The organism is Streptomyces sp. NPDC058674 (assembly GCF_042716505.1).
Taxonomy (GTDB): Bacteria; Actinomycetota; Actinomycetes; order Streptomycetales; family Streptomycetaceae; genus Streptomyces.
Map to the genome: position 1 here is coordinate 1 of NZ_JBHXSC010000107.1, position 14,877 is coordinate 14,877.

14 protein-coding genes are annotated in these 14,877 nt (G+C 74.5%); 1 reads left to right on the forward strand and 13 read right to left on the reverse strand.

Features of this window, described 5'->3' with window-relative positions; genetic code table 11:
- On the forward strand, positions 1 to 1,791 hold a 1,791-nt coding region (locus tag ACFWU6_RS32355), incomplete at its 5' end, for a tetratricopeptide repeat protein (RefSeq protein WP_383984889.1).
- A 97-nt stretch (positions 1,792 to 1,888) separates the two neighbouring features.
- Here ACFWU6_RS32355 and ACFWU6_RS32360 read toward each other — a convergent pair.
- The 13 genes from ACFWU6_RS32360 to ACFWU6_RS32420 form a co-directional block, all read right to left on the reverse strand.
- The gene (locus ACFWU6_RS32360) at positions 1,889 to 2,101 is read right to left on the reverse strand and encodes a hypothetical protein (RefSeq protein ID WP_383984892.1); all 213 of its coding nucleotides are present in this window, start codon (positions 2,099 to 2,101) and stop codon (positions 1,889 to 1,891) included.
- A gap of 79 nt (positions 2,102 to 2,180) precedes the next feature.
- Positions 2,181 to 2,396: a hypothetical protein gene (locus ACFWU6_RS32365; protein WP_383984895.1), complete on the reverse strand. Its 216-nt coding sequence runs from the start codon at positions 2,394 to 2,396 to the stop codon at positions 2,181 to 2,183.
- 195 nt (positions 2,397 to 2,591) lie between these two features.
- Entirely contained in the window at positions 2,592 to 3,980 is a 1,389-nt protein-coding gene (locus tag ACFWU6_RS32370) for a helix-turn-helix domain-containing protein (RefSeq protein ID WP_383984898.1), read from the reverse strand.
- A 113-nt stretch (positions 3,981 to 4,093) separates the two neighbouring features.
- The gene (locus ACFWU6_RS32375) at positions 4,094 to 4,795 is read right to left on the reverse strand and encodes a PIG-L deacetylase family protein (protein WP_383984901.1); all 702 of its coding nucleotides are present in this window, start codon (positions 4,793 to 4,795) and stop codon (positions 4,094 to 4,096) included.
- The gene (locus ACFWU6_RS32380; protein WP_383984904.1) at positions 4,783 to 5,700 is read right to left on the reverse strand and encodes an NAD-dependent epimerase/dehydratase family protein; all 918 of its coding nucleotides are present in this window, start codon (positions 5,698 to 5,700) and stop codon (positions 4,783 to 4,785) included. The genes ACFWU6_RS32375 and ACFWU6_RS32380 overlap by 13 nt, the downstream gene beginning before the upstream one ends.
- 129 nt (positions 5,701 to 5,829) lie before the next feature.
- Positions 5,830 to 7,197 carry a UDP binding domain-containing protein gene (locus tag ACFWU6_RS32385; RefSeq protein WP_383984907.1) on the reverse strand — a complete coding sequence of 456 codons (1,368 nt, stop codon included), beginning with the start codon at positions 7,195 to 7,197 and terminating at the stop codon, positions 5,830 to 5,832.
- Between the two features lie 92 nt (positions 7,198 to 7,289).
- Positions 7,290 to 8,582, reverse strand: a complete 1,293-nt coding sequence (locus tag ACFWU6_RS32390; RefSeq protein ID WP_383984910.1) for an ATP phosphoribosyltransferase regulatory subunit — start codon at positions 8,580 to 8,582, stop codon at positions 7,290 to 7,292.
- Between the two features lie 26 nt (positions 8,583 to 8,608).
- Positions 8,609 to 9,505, reverse strand: a complete 897-nt coding sequence (locus tag ACFWU6_RS32395) for an ABC transporter permease (protein ID WP_383984913.1) — start codon at positions 9,503 to 9,505, stop codon at positions 8,609 to 8,611.
- Positions 9,502 to 10,242: an ABC transporter permease gene (locus ACFWU6_RS32400; protein WP_383811528.1), complete on the reverse strand. Its 741-nt coding sequence runs from the start codon at positions 10,240 to 10,242 to the stop codon at positions 9,502 to 9,504. The genes ACFWU6_RS32395 and ACFWU6_RS32400 overlap by 4 nt, the downstream gene beginning before the upstream one ends.
- Before the next feature lie 11 nt (positions 10,243 to 10,253).
- Positions 10,254 to 11,192: an ABC transporter ATP-binding protein gene (locus ACFWU6_RS32405; protein WP_383811531.1), complete on the reverse strand. Its 939-nt coding sequence runs from the start codon at positions 11,190 to 11,192 to the stop codon at positions 10,254 to 10,256.
- Between the two features lie 3 nt (positions 11,193 to 11,195).
- A complete protein-coding gene (locus tag ACFWU6_RS32410; protein WP_383984915.1) occupies positions 11,196 to 12,365 on the reverse strand; it encodes a hypothetical protein in 1,170 nt (389 codons plus the stop codon).
- Entirely contained in the window at positions 12,362 to 13,342 is a 981-nt protein-coding gene (locus ACFWU6_RS32415; RefSeq protein WP_383984918.1) for a hypothetical protein, read from the reverse strand. Before ACFWU6_RS32415 ends, ACFWU6_RS32410 begins: the two co-directional genes overlap by 4 nt.
- A 5-nt stretch (positions 13,343 to 13,347) precedes the next feature.
- On the reverse strand, positions 13,348 to 14,568 hold the full coding sequence (locus tag ACFWU6_RS32420; RefSeq protein WP_383984921.1) for a M16 family metallopeptidase: 1,221 nt from the start codon (positions 14,566 to 14,568) through the stop codon (positions 13,348 to 13,350).
- Positions 14,569 to 14,877 lie beyond the last annotated feature (309 nt).

A 14,877-nucleotide genomic window follows, 5' to 3' on the forward strand; every position in this document is an offset into this window, starting at 1 on the left:
CTCTTCCGGTCGCTGGTGGACGGGCGACGGCTGCTGATCGTCCTGGACAACGCCCGGGACGCCGCCCAGGTCCGGGAGCTGATACCGGGATCGTCCAGCTGCGCCGTCATCCTCACCAGCAGATCGCCCATGTTCGACCTGCCGTTGACGTCCCAGCTCCTGCTGGAGCCGTTCCGTACCGACGAGGCGCTGGCCCTGCTCGGCTCGATCATCGGCCGGGAGCGGCTGGAGGCGCAGCGGGAGGACGCCCTGCGGCTGGTCGAGGCCTGCGGCCATCTGCCGCTCGCGGTGCGGATCGTGGCCACCCGGCTGTCGGCCCGGCCCGCCTGGTCGGTGGCGACGCTGACCGCGCGCTTGGCGGACGAGCAGCGGCGCATCGCCGAACTGCGGATCGGCGCGCTGGCCATCGACGCCGCCTTCGAGTTGGGCTACCAGCAGCTCACCGTCGCCCAGGCGCGGGCGTTCCGGCTGGTCGCCCTGGCCGGTGCGGCCGACATCGGGGTGCCGGCGGCGGCAGCCGCGATGGGTGTCGACGAGCCCACGGCGGAGGTCCTGCTGGAGTCGCTGACTGATGCCGCGATGCTGGAGTCCGCCAAGCCCGGCCGCTACGGCTACCACGACCTGGTGCGGGTCTTCGCCCGGCAGCGTGCCGAGTCGCACGACCCCGCGGAGGCGGCGGCCGCCCTCGGCCGGCTGCTGGACTTCCTGCTGGCGACGGCCGCCAGCGCGTTCCCGCACGCGATTCCCGGGGATCCGGTGGCGGACGCGTTCGGGCCGCTGAGGTCGGCCGGGCTGGAGTTCCGCGATGTGCACGCCGCCCGCGCCTGGGTGGCGGCCGAGATCGACGGCCTGGTCGCGGCCGCGCTGAGCACCGTCACCCTGCCCCTGCCGGACGCCGCGCAGGACCGGCTCGGGAGCGCGGTGGACCTGCTGCTCGCGGTCAGCCCGTACACCCACGCCGTGTGGTACGACCGGATGACCCCGGTGGCGCTGGCGCTGACCGAGACCGCGGAACTGACCGGCTCCCCGAGGATCATCGGGCGGGCCCGGATGCTCTGCGGGGGCATCGCGCTGCGCGCCGACCGGATCGCCGACGCGGGGCGGCACGCCGGGCTGGCCGTCGAGGCGGCCCGCGCCGCGGGGGACGTGTACACCCTGCGCCAGGCGCTCAACGACCTCGGTCTGGTGGCGCAGTTCCTGCGCCGCTTCGATGAGGCGGCGGCCTGCTACGACGAGGCGATCGCCCTCGCGCACACGCTGGGACACCGCTCCGGTGCGGCGGTGACCACTGTCAACGCGGCGCTGGCCCGGGTGCGCAGCGGGCGGTCCGAGGAGGCCATCCCGGCCTGCGAGTCCGCGCTGTCGCTGATGCGCGAGCTGGACGACGTCGCCAGCGCGGCCTACGCCCTCTACGTGCTGGGCCTGGCCCTGCACGAACTGGGCCGCTACGAGGAGGCGGTGGCCCGCTACGGCGAGGCCCTGGCGGTGTGCCGGGCGGCTGGGCTGCGGGAGCGGGAGGCGCAGGTGCTCTACCGGCTGGCGGAGACCCTGCGCAGCACCGGGCGGGAGCTGGAGGCCGTGGAGCACGCGGCCGCGGCGGTCGCCCGCTGCAAGGAGGCGTGCTCCGAGCGGGACCGGGCGCACTCCCTGGTCGCGATGGGCCGGGCACTGGCCGGTCTGGGGGAGACGGGCCGGGCCAGGGGCCATCTGGAGGAGGCCCACGGGGTCTTCACCCGCCTCGGGCTGCCCGACGCGGCCGACGTGTCGAAGCTGCTGGCCGGGCTGGGCTGACGACGCCACGCGCGACGGGGGGCCGGGGGCTCGTACGGAAAAGGCCGTCCGGGGCGGGGGTACCCGCGCCGCCGGACGGCCACCCGTCAGCCGGGGATCACATCTTCTCGCGCGGGTCGAAGCTGGACCCTGTGTTGTTGACCTCCGGCACGATGTCGTTCTCCACGCCGTCGGCCTGGACGGCGATGCGCTGGCCCACCGGTGTGGGGGTGTGCGCGAGGGCGGCGGGCGTGAGTCCGACGGCGCCCAGGGCGGTCGCGGCGAGCAGCGTCAGACCGAGTGCCGCACAGGCACGGGGCAGCTTGAACATGAGGGGTCCTCCTTGACGTTCACCACCGGTGGTCTGCCGGTGGGTCGAGCGGGTGGTGCGTGGCCGCTGACGGGTCGCGTCAGCAGCAGAGGGGAATATCCTTGGTGTGCGCGGCGCTCTCGATCCCCGTCAGTACGCCGCGGAACTCCGGTGCCGTCGCCGTGGCGAGTCCGGCGGGCAGGGCCGCGAGCAGCAGGGCCAGGACCACCGCCCGGGCGGCGCGGTGGTAGAACGGGCCGGTGACGGCCCCGCCGGACGTACGGAGACCGGTGGGGCGGCTGGCTGCGTGCGGCATGCGGAGCGTCTGCTTTCGTCGCGGAGGGGAACCGATGAGTGGTGTCGGGAAGGGGCGGCCGCCCCTTCCTGCGCTGTCTCCTCCGACGTTAGGCGCCGGCGATCAACACGATATCTGCAACTGATCTACGGCCGCGTCTATCGCCCGTCGCCTGCTCGCCTGTCGCTTGCCCCGCCCCGCCCCGCCCCGCCTCGCCTATCGCCCGCGGTCGGCGGGCCCGGCGGCTCGCGCGCGGCCGGCGGCTGACCCGGCGGCAGCCTGGCCACCCGCGGCAGGGAGCAGGCTGCTGCGCTGGCCGAGGCAGCGCAGGCTCTGCCGGAACGCCCACACGGCCCGCTCGGTGCGCCCGGAGCGCTCCAGCAGGTCCCCGAGGTCGTTCCAGGCGGAGGCCGCCTGCCGGTCCGCCTCGGAGGCCTCCAGCAGCAGCGCGGCCCGCTCACAGCCGGCCTCGGCTGCCGCGTCGTCGCCGAGCTGCAGTTGGGCGCCCGCCAGCACCAGGAGGGTGCGCGCGGTCTCCAGCCGGTGTCCGGAGCCCAGCAGTTCCAGGGCCCGCCGGGCATGCTGCTCGGCCTGCCGCGGGTCGGACTCCAGGAGGCAGGCGCGGGCGAGCGCGGTCTCGCAGTACGCCATGTCCACGGTGCTGCCGTGGTCGGCCAGCGTCTCGGCGCTGCGCACCAGCTGCGACTTGGCCTCCGCGATGTCGCCGGACTCCGACTGCATCAACACCGACGCGTACGCGTTGCGCAGCCGGGACAGCGCCCGGGCGTCGTCGCCCTCGGAGTAGATGGCCAGGGCGCGTTCGAGCAGCAGCAGGGCGTCGGCGGAGGCGCCGCCCCGGTGCGCCACCACTCCGGCGTTCCAGTAGGCGGCGCCCAGGGCCTTGCGGTCGTCGATCCCCTCGGCCTCCTCGATGGCGCTACGGGCCAGAGCGGCCGCGCGGTGCAGATCGCCACGCTCGCAGTACAGCCCGACGAGAGTGGCCAGCAGTTCGACGCCCAGCACGGTCGGGGTGAGCCGGAGCCCCCGGGCCTCCTCCAGGGTGGCGGTGGCCAGGTCGATCGCGTGGGCCAGGTCGCCCGTCTCGCGGTAGCAGCGGCACAGTGCCACCGCCACCGCCAGCCGCGGGATCAGGGACTGCCCGTATCCGGCGTGGTCCAGGAGCGCCTGGTAGCGGTCGGCGGCCTCTTCCAGCCGGCCGTCGTGCTCCAGGGCCTGGGCCACGCCGTACTCGGCGGTCAGCCGGATGCCGTCCTGCCCGGCCGCGGCGGCCTTGTCGCGGACCGCGGTGTAGGTGTCCAGGGCGGTCTTGGGGTCGCCGTTGCGCAGGCTGATCTCCGCGTAGCGCAGGTCCGTCTGGAGGGTGTCGTGCCGTTCGGGCGCCAGCAGTTCCAGCAGCTGCTCGGGGGCGCAGCCGAGCCGGGCGGCGATCTGTTCCAGGACCTCCGGGGAGGGGGTGCGCTTGCCCGCCTCCAGCAGCGAGATGTAGCTCGGGGAGAGGTTGTCGCCGGCCAGGTCCATCTGCGACAGGCCGGCTTCGCGGCGCAGCCGGCGGATCCGTGACCCCAGAGTCTGCGATTCCGCCATGACGGCTTCCCCCTATTGTGACTGACGGCAGGACTTCCCGAGTGAATATAGTGAATATACTCGGTCAAGGCCAGGGCGGCCCGGGCGGTGCCGCCGCCCCGAAGCCCGTCCGTCTAGCCGGCGGCGAGCAGCCCCCCGAGCCCGTGGGCCCGCTCCACGACGAAGCTCTCCGCGCGGTCGGTTCCGCTCAGGCTCCCGTGGAAGCGGTCCGCGGCCTCCACCGCCGCCAGGTCGACGGGCCGGAAGCCGGGCCGGGCGGCGGCGAAGGGCTCCAGGGCGCGCCGCTTGGCGGCGGAGTGCGCGGTGATGTCCACGAACACCTGCGGGGCGAAGCGCGAGAACGCCGGGGTGCGGGTCTCACCCGGCCGCATCCCGTAGAGGTCGACGCGGCAGGTGCGGGTCGCGGCGGCGGCTGCCCGGGCGGTGAGGCGGTGGTCCGCGTGGCCGTCGCCGCTCCAGTGGGTGAGCACCGCCCGGGGGGCGACCTCGGCGATCAGCCGGTCCACCGCGGCGACCAGGGCGATCTCCCCGATGTCGGCGACCTGCCGGTTCTCGCCGCGGGTCGGCCAGCGCAGCTCGTAGCCGAGGGTCTCGGCCGCCCGCTCGGTGTACCGGGTGCGCCGCTCGGCCTGCGCACCGGACTCGGGCAGGGAGAGGACGGCGGTGACCACCCGGACCCCGGACGAACTGAGGCGCGCGATGGTGCCGCCGGCGGCGATCTCCGCGTCGTCGGGGTGGGCGACCACCACCAGCACGCTGGCCGGGCGGTGCCCGGTGTCCGGGGCGGTGCCGGGGGCGCCGGTCACACCTGCCATCCGTAGAAGGCCACCGTCTTGTCGATCTGCTCGGCGGGCAGCCGGGCGTACCAGTCCAGGGTCTGGGCGAGGGAGGTGGTGTAGTCGCTCAGCCGCGGCTCGCCGAGGACGTCGCGCAGCTCGGTCATGTCGGCGGTGAGGACGGTGCGCGGCACCTCGCCGGGGCGCATCGGCAAGTGCCGGATGCCCGCGGTGTTGCCGAAGTGCGCGTTGACCGAGGCGGCCACCTCGTTGACGCTGACGCTGACCCCGCTGCCGCAGTCCGGGATCACGTCGGTGCGCTCGGTGCGGGTGAAGCGGATGGTCATGTCGGCGATGTCGTGGGAGTAGACCATGTCGACGATCTGCTCGCCGTCGCCGTAGACCTGGATCGGCAGGCCCCGCATGGCCTGCGCGGCGAAGGCGGGGACGATCTTGCGGATGGGGAGCAGGGCCTGGCCGGGGCCGTAGGCGTTGTAGTAGCGCAGGGAGCAGATGCGACTGGGGCCGGACTCGTTGGCCATCTGGGCGAAGGACTCGGCCGCCGCCTTGGTGATGGTGTAGGTGTTCAGCCAGACGTTGGGCTTGCCGGGGTAGAAGACCCGCGGCACTCCGCAGGTGCCGGCCGCCTCGAAGACCTTGACCGTGCCGCCTATGTTGACGTCGATGGCTTCCTGGGGGGTTTCCTGGAGTTCGGAGGTGCCGAGGACGCCTGCCAGGTGGTAGACCTCCTCGGCACCCTGGAAGGTCTTCATCAGCAGTTCGGAGTCGCGGACGTCGCCCTGGACGAAGCGGGCGTCGGGGCGCAGGCCCTTGGTGCCGATGGGCTTCAGGTCGAGGACGGTGACGTCGTGGCCCTCCTCGATCAGTCGGCAGGCGATGGTGCTGCCGAGGAATCCGCTTCCGCCTGTGACGACGGCTTTCATGAGGTCTCCCTGGTGCTGGTGCGCGGACGCGGTGGGTGAAGGGGTGTGCGTACGGGGCCCGGAGGGGCGGGGTCCGGACGGGCGGGCGGCGTGCTGCCCGCGGGGGTTCGGGGCCGGGGCGGCCGGGGCTCAGGGCCGGGGCGTGGCGGCGGGTCGCGCGGCGGGGGTGCCCCATTCCGCGTAGCGGACGCCGGTGTCGCGCAGCGTGGCGCCGTAGCCGCCGAGGTTGTCCACGACCGTCGGCGGGTCCGCCAGCGCGGCGAGGCGGGTGGGCAGGTCGGCGTAGAGGTCGTGCGGGGTGGCGGCGACCAGCGTGCCGAGGCCGCCCAGGTCGTCCGGCCAGTTCAGCGGCCGGGCGCCGGTCAGGGCGGTGATCTCCTCGGGGGTGAAGTACGGGTCGTGCAGCAGCACTTCGGCGCCGCGGGCGAGCAGGTGCTCGGCGAGCCGCCGGGTGGGCGAGCCCTCGACGATCCGGGCGTTGGGGGCGTAGCTGAGGCCGAGGATGCCGATGGGGCCGTCGGCGATCCGGAGGATCGATTCCGCGACCCGGGCCGGGTGGTCCCCGTCCCAGGCCATCGCGGCGGCGACCAGCGGGAGCAGGGCGGCCTCGGCCGGCTCCGCGTCCGGGCCCCTGCCCCCGCCCGCCCCGTCGACGGCGAACCGGGGGCTGAGCGGGATGCAGTAGCCGCCGATGCCGATGGAGGGGTGGAAGGTGGGCACGTTCCACTTGGTGCCGGCCAGCCGCAGCACCTCGGGGACGTCCAGGCCCGGGTACGCCTCGGCGAGCTGGTTGGTCAGCACCAGGTCCAGGTAGCGGTAGAGGTTCTCCACCGGCTTGGTCAGCCCGGCGTGCCGCCAGTCCGGCGCGGGATGGACGACCTCGCTGATCGCCTCGTACAGCTCACGGGCCAGGGGCAGGGATTCCGGTCGGGCGGCGCCCACCACACGGGGCAGGGTCCGCAGGTTCATCTCGGGGGAGAGCATCCAGTCCCGGCGGGGTGCGGCCACCAGGTGGAGCGACGGGTCGCTCACGGGGTCCGCACCGAGCGCGGCGGGCACCAGTTCGTCGAGCCAGCGCAGGCTGACCGTGCTCTCCAGGGCGATCAGGGTCTCGCCACCGGTGCGGGCCCCGGCGATGGCGGTCAGCACCTCGGTCAGCGGCCCGGTCACCGGCCGGCCGTCGCGGTCGGTGTTGACGCAGACCAGGTGCACCTTGGCGGTGACCGCCGCGGTGTCGTCGGGGGACGCCGCCCGCAGCCCGCCGGAGCGGGCGGCGGCGAGGGGGATGACGTCCTCGAAGCCCGGCAGCGGCACCACGCCGGCATTGATCTGACGGACCCGGTGCTCGTCGGTGTCAAGCACCGTGCAGGGGAACCCCGCCCCGGCCAGCGCGCACGCGGCGGACAGACCGATGTAGCCCGCCCCCCACACCGTGACGGACTCCGTCCGGTCCTGCAGCGCCGCCGACAGCGTGCGCGGGGACGTCGAGGGCTTCATCGGCCTTGCTCCCTTGGATCGAATCTAACTGGATCATATGGAGAGATTGACACGGTAGTCAATATTCCAGTCACAAGCGTGGTCAAAAAAAATTACACCGGATCGAGGTCCAGGTCCCTGGTGACCCCGGTGGCGGCCGCGTTCTGCAGGGTCAGCCGCCCGGAGGCGGCCTCCTTCTCTCCCACCAGCGCGAACCACTGGCTGGGCCGGGCCGGCACCCGGCGGAGCTGGCGCCCGAGCCGCCGGGGCTGCCAGTGCTCCAGCACGTCGTACCCGGCTCCGCGCAGCCGCCGGGCAACGGCCATGAAGGTGCGCAGGTCGGCGGAGGGCATGCGCATCAGGTGCACGCACTCCGCCTCGGGCACCGGCCCCAGCTCGGCCAGCAGGTTGACCGAGGCGCTGGTGCTCCAGCAGTTGCTCAGTCCGATGTCCAGCGTGCGCACCATGTGGTGGTAGCCGCCGCCGTCGCCCAGGGTCCGGCCGTCACCGGTGCGGGCCAGGAAGCACAACCCTGCCTGGTACTCCGGCGCGTGCTCCCAGTCGAGGCCGAACTCCACCGGGACACCCAGCTCGTGGGCGATCGTCAGGACGGTCCGCAGATGGGCCATCCGCTCCCCGGTCACCGGTTCCGCCGCCGCCACCCGGTTCGGGGTCTCCTGTGGCGGCAGTCCGCGGCAGAGCGCGGAGAGCCGGTCCAGGCGCCGCAGGAAGCGTACGGGGGAGGGCGGAGCGGACTCCGCGTCTCCCGGCTCCCCGGACGGCGGAGCGGGCTCCGCGTCCCGCGGCTCGCCCAGCGCCGGCGCCGGCGCCGGCCCGCGCCGGCGGTGGTGGAGCGCGGTACGGGCGGCGGCGGGGCTCAGGCCCTCGTCGGCGGCGATCGCGTCGAGCACCCCGTAGTCGCAGTACTCCAGCCGGCCCCCGGCGACCGGACCCAGGACCTCGAAGAGATCGGCCCAGAGCCGCAGCAGGGTCAGGTCGGCGGCGAGCTCGTCGGCCTCGTTGCAGATGACCGCTACCGCCTGGCTCCAGCCCCGGTGCCGCTTGCGCCGGTAGCGGGCGATGGGCACGCAGGCGGCGCCGAGGGCGCTGCCGCCGCCGGTCAGCCGTCCCGATCCGGCCAGTGCCCGCAGTACGGCCACCAGCGAGTCCGCCGTCAGGGCCAGGCGCCTCCCGGAGAGGTCCTCGAAGGCGAAGATGCGGCCGGTGGCCGCGGAACCGAACTGCTCGAAGGTCTCGGCGTACCCGATCGGCGCCACGGTGACGGGCGCGAAGCCGAAGCTGCGCGTCACCGACCGGAACATCGACTCGGCCCACACCCCCTGGGCGGCCTCCTCGCCCACCAGATCGCTGAACCCTCGGGGCAGCGCCTCGAACGCGTAACTCATGTGTCGTCCCTCCCCAGGGAGCGCGCTCAGCGCAATGAGAGTGATCCGGTGCGGACGGTGTGCCGCAGCGCTCTGGTCAGCAGCAGCCAGGCCAGCAGCCCCCAGCCCGCCGCGACGGCGGCCTCGCCGGCCACCGCGCCCAGGTCGAGCCGGCCGCCGGCGGCCAGCGTCCGCGCCGCCGACAGGCCGTGGGTGAGCGGCAGAATCCTGGCCAGCAGGCCCGCGGCGCCGGAGTCGGGCACCGCCGTGGTGACTCCGGCGAGCAGCATCAGCACGATGGTGGTGCCGGCGGTCAGGTACATCCGGGAGCCGGGCCTGCGCACGCTGATGCTGGTCATACACAGGGCCAGGCAGTAGCAGGAGACCGTGCTCAGGCAGAGCACGGCGAGGATCGCCGGCAATGCCGCCCAGTGCAGCGGCACCCCCAGCAGCGGGGTGACCACGCAGAGCGCGATGGTCGAGGTCAGCAGACCGTCCGCCATCCAGTGCAGACCCCGCGAGGCCAGCACCAGGAAGGTGCTGCCCCGGCTGAGGAGCAGGAACTCCAGGGTGCCGGAGACCCGTTCGCCGACGGTGGAGGAGACCACGCCGAGCGAGCCGAGCGGCCCGAGGATCGCGGCGTTGCCGAAGGCGAGGTAGGCCTCCGCGGAGGGCGAACCCACCAGTCGGCCCAGACTGGCGAAGAACAGCACCTGGCAGATCAGGCGTACGGTCCAGCCGAACAGCCAGGTCCGCAGCGTGAACATCGCGCGGTAGTCCTGGAAGCTGGCCAGCGCGCCGTAGGCGACCTGGCGGGCGGCGGCCCTCAGCCGGGCGAGCGGCGCCGAGCGCCGCCCGGGGACCGGATCGCGATCCGGTCCGAGGTCGCCGCGGGGGCGGCCGGGAACGCGACCGGGGAGGCGTTCGGGAGCGAGCTCGGTCATTGGAGAACCACCCGTCCACTGCGTACGAAGGACAGCACCCGCCGGACGGCCCACAGCCCGGCGGCCGTCTGGAGGGCGACCAGGGCGCACAGCACGGCCAGCCGGGAGCCGAGTTCGGGCACCGGCCCGGCGGCGGCGTCCCGGAGTAGTTGCGCGCCCCAGGAGAGGAAGAAACCCCGGGCGATCCACCGCAGCGGCTCGGGAAGCATCGTGATCGGCAGGATCAGTCCGCCCAGCAGGTAGAAGGGGTAGGTCAGGGCGTTCTGGAGGCTGCGGGCGGCGCGGACGAGGATCATCAGGCCGCTCATCAGCAGCGCCGTGGCCGCGACCCCGGCCGTCACGAGCGCCGCGACCAGCAGGGTGAGCCCCGGGCGTTGCACCCGGATCGGCAGCCCGAACACCCAGCGGCCGACGAGGAACATCTCGCCGAGCACCGGCAGTGCGAGGGAGGTGGTGAGCAGGGTCCGGGTCGCCAGCGCGAGCAGGTAGCGGGTCGGGGTCAGCAGGGAGAGGCTCAAGGTGGCCTGGGTCCGGTCGTCGTCCACCGCCTGCGAGGCCACGAACACCGCGTGGGACCAGGCGCCCATCAGGAAGGCGGTGAGGGCCGTGGTGGTGGCCAGCTCGCCCTGGCCGTGGCTCTTGAGGAAGTGGAAGAAGACCAGCGAGTAGAAGGGGATCACCACGAGGGTGGCGAAGAGCTGGGGCGACCGCATCAGCATCTGTGCCTGGGCGCGCATGAAGTAGAGCATCAGAGCGCGAACTCCCGGTCGGTGATGACCGTGCGGTAGAGCTCGGTGAGCCCGGGCGGCGCCACCGCGATCTCGGTGGCCTGCGTCTCCACCAGCACGGCCAGCGCCGCGGACTGGGCCTGCGCGCCGTCGAGCCGGGCGGTGAGACTTCCCTGCTCGGTCACCTCCACGGTGCCGGGCAGTTCCGCGATCCGGGCGGCGGCCTGCGCCGACACGCCCTCGGCGCGAATGGTGCGGGGTGCGCCGATCCGGGCCAGCAGCTCCCCGGCGGCGCCGATGCGCAGGATGCGGCCGTGGTCGATGAGGGCGATGCGGGTGCAGACGTCCTGGGCCTCGTGCATGTCGTGGGTGGTCAGGACGATGGTGCAGCCCGCCCCCTTCAGTTCGTGGACGAGCGCGCGGAAGCCGGCGCCTGCGTGCGGGTCCATGCCGTTCGTGGGCTCGTCCATGATCAGCAGCGGGGGGCGGCTGAGCAGGGCCCGGGCGAGGTGGACCCGCTGCACCATGCCGCGGGAGAACAGCTCGACGCGGTCGTCCGCGCGGGCGCCCAGCCCGAAGCGCTCCAGCATCTCGTCGGTGCGCTGCCGGGTGGTCCTGCTGCCGAGGCCCTGGAGCGCGCCCCAGTACAGCAGGTTCTGGCGCGCCGTCAGCCTTCCGTAGAGACCGCGGTCGCCACCCAGGACCAGGCCGATCAGGCGGCGGACCTCCTTGGACTGGCGGACCACGTCGTAGCCGCCGATCCGGGCGGTGCCGGAGGTGGGCAGCAGCAGGGTGGTCAGGATGCGGGAGAGAGTGGTCTTGCCGGCGCCGTTCGGGCCGAGCAGACCGAGCACCTCCCCCTCCCCGATGCTGAAGGTCACTCCGTCCAGCGCGGTGACCCCGGCGCCCCGGCGGGGGGTGAACACCCGGCCGAGTTCCTGTACGTCGACGATCGCCATGGCTCAGCTCCCACTGCCGGCGGGGACGGCGCCGGCGGCCGCGTGACGGGGGGCGCGCGGGGACGGGGCCGCGGCGGGGGCCACGGCCGGGGCCGGACGCTCCTGCCACGGGGCGAGCGCGGACAGCGCGGCCAGCGCCGCCTCGTGGTCGGCCGGGTCGACGAGTTCACCGGAGACCAGCAGGAAGTCGGCCACCGGGGTGCGCCGGAGCAGCATCCCGCCGAAGTCGTGGTCCTCCACCGTGTCCCCGGCGCCGCGCCGCAGCGGTTCGGTGAGCTGGAAGCCGTAGCGGCGCGGCTCCTGGGCGGCGGGGCCGGCGGCGGCCCGGCGGGCGCGTTCGAGGCGGGCGGGCTCGCGCAGCCCGTCCGCCAGCTCCCCCGGTACGGCGGGCGCCAGGGCCGGGTGGCCGGCGGTCTTGGCGCACAGCTCCTCCAGCTCCGGCGCCAGCGCGTAGTCGGCGGCGACCCGGGCCAGGGCGGCGGGGTCGGGAGCCGCGGGCGAGGTGAGGACGCAGACCAGGTCCAGTACGTCCTTGAGGGTGAACTCGCGCTGGAAGCGCTCCTCCGCCACCGCGAGCACATCGGCGTGCACCTGCTCGGCGGGCAGCTCGGGCCGCAGCGGCACCGCCCGTTCGGGCAGTCCGCCGTAGGCGAAGGTGGTCACCTCCACGCCGCGGTCGAGGTCGAGCATCGGGTCCTCGCCGAGCCACCAGACGGAGACCAGCAGGTCCCGCCGACCGCCCTCGTGCAGCTCCGTCATCAGGGCCTCGCCCGCCTCCCGGCGGTCGAGCACCTCGGCCAGCACCCGCCACAGCGCCGCCTCGTCGGGGACGACGACATCGAGGTCGCCGATCGAACGCAGCAGACCGGCCGGGTAGTAGCGGGCCAGGGAGGGGCCCTTGACGGTGCGCGCCCCGGGCACCGCGCGGAGCGCCGTCTCCAGTTCCCGGTAGAGGTCGGACCGCCGGGTCATCCGGGCCAGTTCACCGCGGGCGCCCTCGCCCAGGGCCAGCCCTTCGCGCTCGGCCAGGGAGAGCACCAGGGTCGACACGACGGCGCCCTCCTGCCGCGCTCGGCGCAGCAGGTACCGGGGAGGGAGGTCGGGGTCGACGTCCAGCAGTTCGTACAGCAGGCCGAGGCTGAGGGGGAAGGGGGAATGGGTCGGTGGGTTCACGGGGTCTCTTCCTGCTCCTGGGACGCGCCCGCGTCCGCGGCGCTCGCGCGGGACGCACGGCGGTACTGATGGGTGCGGCGCCAGCCGCGGGCCTCCAGGGCCGTGGCCACGGCCCCGCTGCGGCCGGCCTCGTCGAGGCCGTGGCAGACGTTGCCGAGCAGGGGCAGCCCGAGGCCGTCCGCCACCCGGGCACAGGCCTGCACCAGGGCCGCGATTGCGGCGGGGCGCAGCGCGGCGTCGTCGATGAGGATGTCGACGAGGTCCACGAAGTCCGTTCCGCTGGGGTCGTCGTGGGCGTCGACGCAGAGGGTGGCGTGGCCGATCGGCTGGTCGCGGCCGTCGGCGTACACCAGGAAGGTGCGCCGGCCGGGAGAGTCCAGCAGGGCGTCCACGGCGGCGCGGACCGCCTCCGGCAGGGTGGTCAGACCGCGGTCGGCGGCCGCGGTGTCCATGGCCCGGCGCAGCCAGTCGTGGACGGCGGCGTCGCGTGCGCGAGCCTCGTCCGGGACGACCGTCAGCCCCGGGGTCGGCGCGTCCGCGGGGGTGCGGCCCGCCTCGACGGGCAGCGACAGGTAGCTCAGGTGAGGGGTGAGTACGGGGTGCGGGTCGTCCGCTCCGGCCACCCGGACGATCGCCTCGGTGCATTCTGGGAAGCGGGCGAACAGCGCTTCGAGAAAGGCCGGCGCCGCGCGCAGCAGTCGCGGGTCGGCGTGCTCCACCAGGCACTGCTCGACTCCGGTGAGCGGCTCGCGGTAGGCGCCGGCCACGTAGAGGAGACCGTCGGCCCGGTGCAGCAGCCCCGCCTCGTCGGCAGCGGCCAGATAGTCGTCACCGGCGGTCAGGACGCCGGGGGTCGCCGGGGCGGCGGCGGGCGCCGAAGCGGCGGCGGGCGCGGCCGGGGGAGGCGCGGCGGCGGGGGCGGCGGCGGGCGGCAGGGTGGTGGCGGGCGGGAGGGCGCCGGAGGGGGGCGTGGGCATCGGGGTCAGGCCGCCTCGGGGCGGACCACGGCGACCAGTTCGCGCGCCACGTCGGCCGCCGCGGCGGCGACCTCTGCGGCGGTGACCCGGCCGAGGGCCTCCATCTCCTGCTCGGGCAGGGTGACCTCGGCCGCCAGCGCCCGGTCGACGGCCAGCGCGATCGCGGCCTCCTGCTGGGACTCGGCGCGCAGCACGACCTCCACCACGGCCTGCCGGACGGCTGCCGAGAAGGCTTCCTCGCCCGGCCCGTCCGAGGCGATCTCGGCGAGCAGCGAGCGGAAGGCGTCCAGGACGCGGGGGGCGTTGGCGGGTTCGGCGCCGGCCAGCATCCGCCAGGCACCGGTGTCGCTGTAGCTGCGGGACCAGGACTGGAAGGAGTAGGCGAGCGCCTCGTCGTTGCGGATGCGCGCGTAGAGCAGGGAGGCGGGGCTGGAGCCCATCAGGTGCCCCAGCACGTTGTAGGCGTGGCGGCGCGGATCGCCGAGGTGGGGCGCCCGGCTGCCGGCCTGCACCCAGCAGAACTCGTCGGGCCAGCGCTCCGGGATGCCGGTGCGGACCGGCGGCGGGGTCGCCAGCGGGCGCGCGCCGAGCGGTGGCGCGGCCGGGAGTGCGCCGAGGCCCGCCTTGTCGAGGGCGGCGAGCAGTTCCGAGGCCGGCAGTCCGCCGACGGCGCTCACCGCGACGGGTGCGCCGGCCAGGGCCTGGCGGTGGGCGTCGCGCATGACGTCCACCGTGATGCGCGCGATGCTCCCGGGGTCGCCGCCGACGGGCGATCCGAGGGGGTGGCCGTCGAACAGCCGGGCCAGGAAGGCGTCCTGGACCGCGTCGGCCGGGTCGGAGGCCGCCGCGCTCAGTTCCTGGAGGACGACCTGGCGCTCCCGGTCCAGGTGGGCGGCGGTCAGTTCGGGGCGGAGCAGGGACGCGCCGATCCAGCCGATGACCTCCGGCGCGTCGTCGTTGAGCACCTGGGCGTGGATCACCAGGAGTTCGGGGCTGGTGAGGGCGTTGCAGTTGCCGCCGAGCCGTTCGATGCGCTCGCTCAGCGACGGGCCGCCGTCCAGCGGGCACGACATGACGAGGTGTTCAAGCATGTGCGTGGCGCCGGCGACTCCCTCGGGGTCGTGCCGGGCACCGGATCCGAGGGCGACGCACACGGTGGTGGTGCGGCTGCCGGGGGTGTGGTCCACCAGTACGGGGACGCTCTGCGTCAGGAGCTGTTCGGTCATGGGGGAGGTCTCCGTCGCTGCGCGGTGCGGGCGGGGTGGGGCCGCGTTCGGTCCCGTCCGGAATTCCGCCGGGGCGCGCCCGGTGCCGGGCGCGCGCGCACGGCCGGAGGGGAGGGGCGCGAACACGGCCGGGAGCGGGGCCGGATGGGGCCCCGCTCGCAGGGACCGTCAAGGGCCCGGAAAGCGGCCGGGGGGGCGGCCGGGGGGTTACCGCGGCCGCCCGGCCCACGGCCGGCTATGTGTGCCCAGCGCCCCGTGATATATTAAGTGGGGGGGGGCGGGCCGCCAACCGGGGTTAAGGGAAATTTT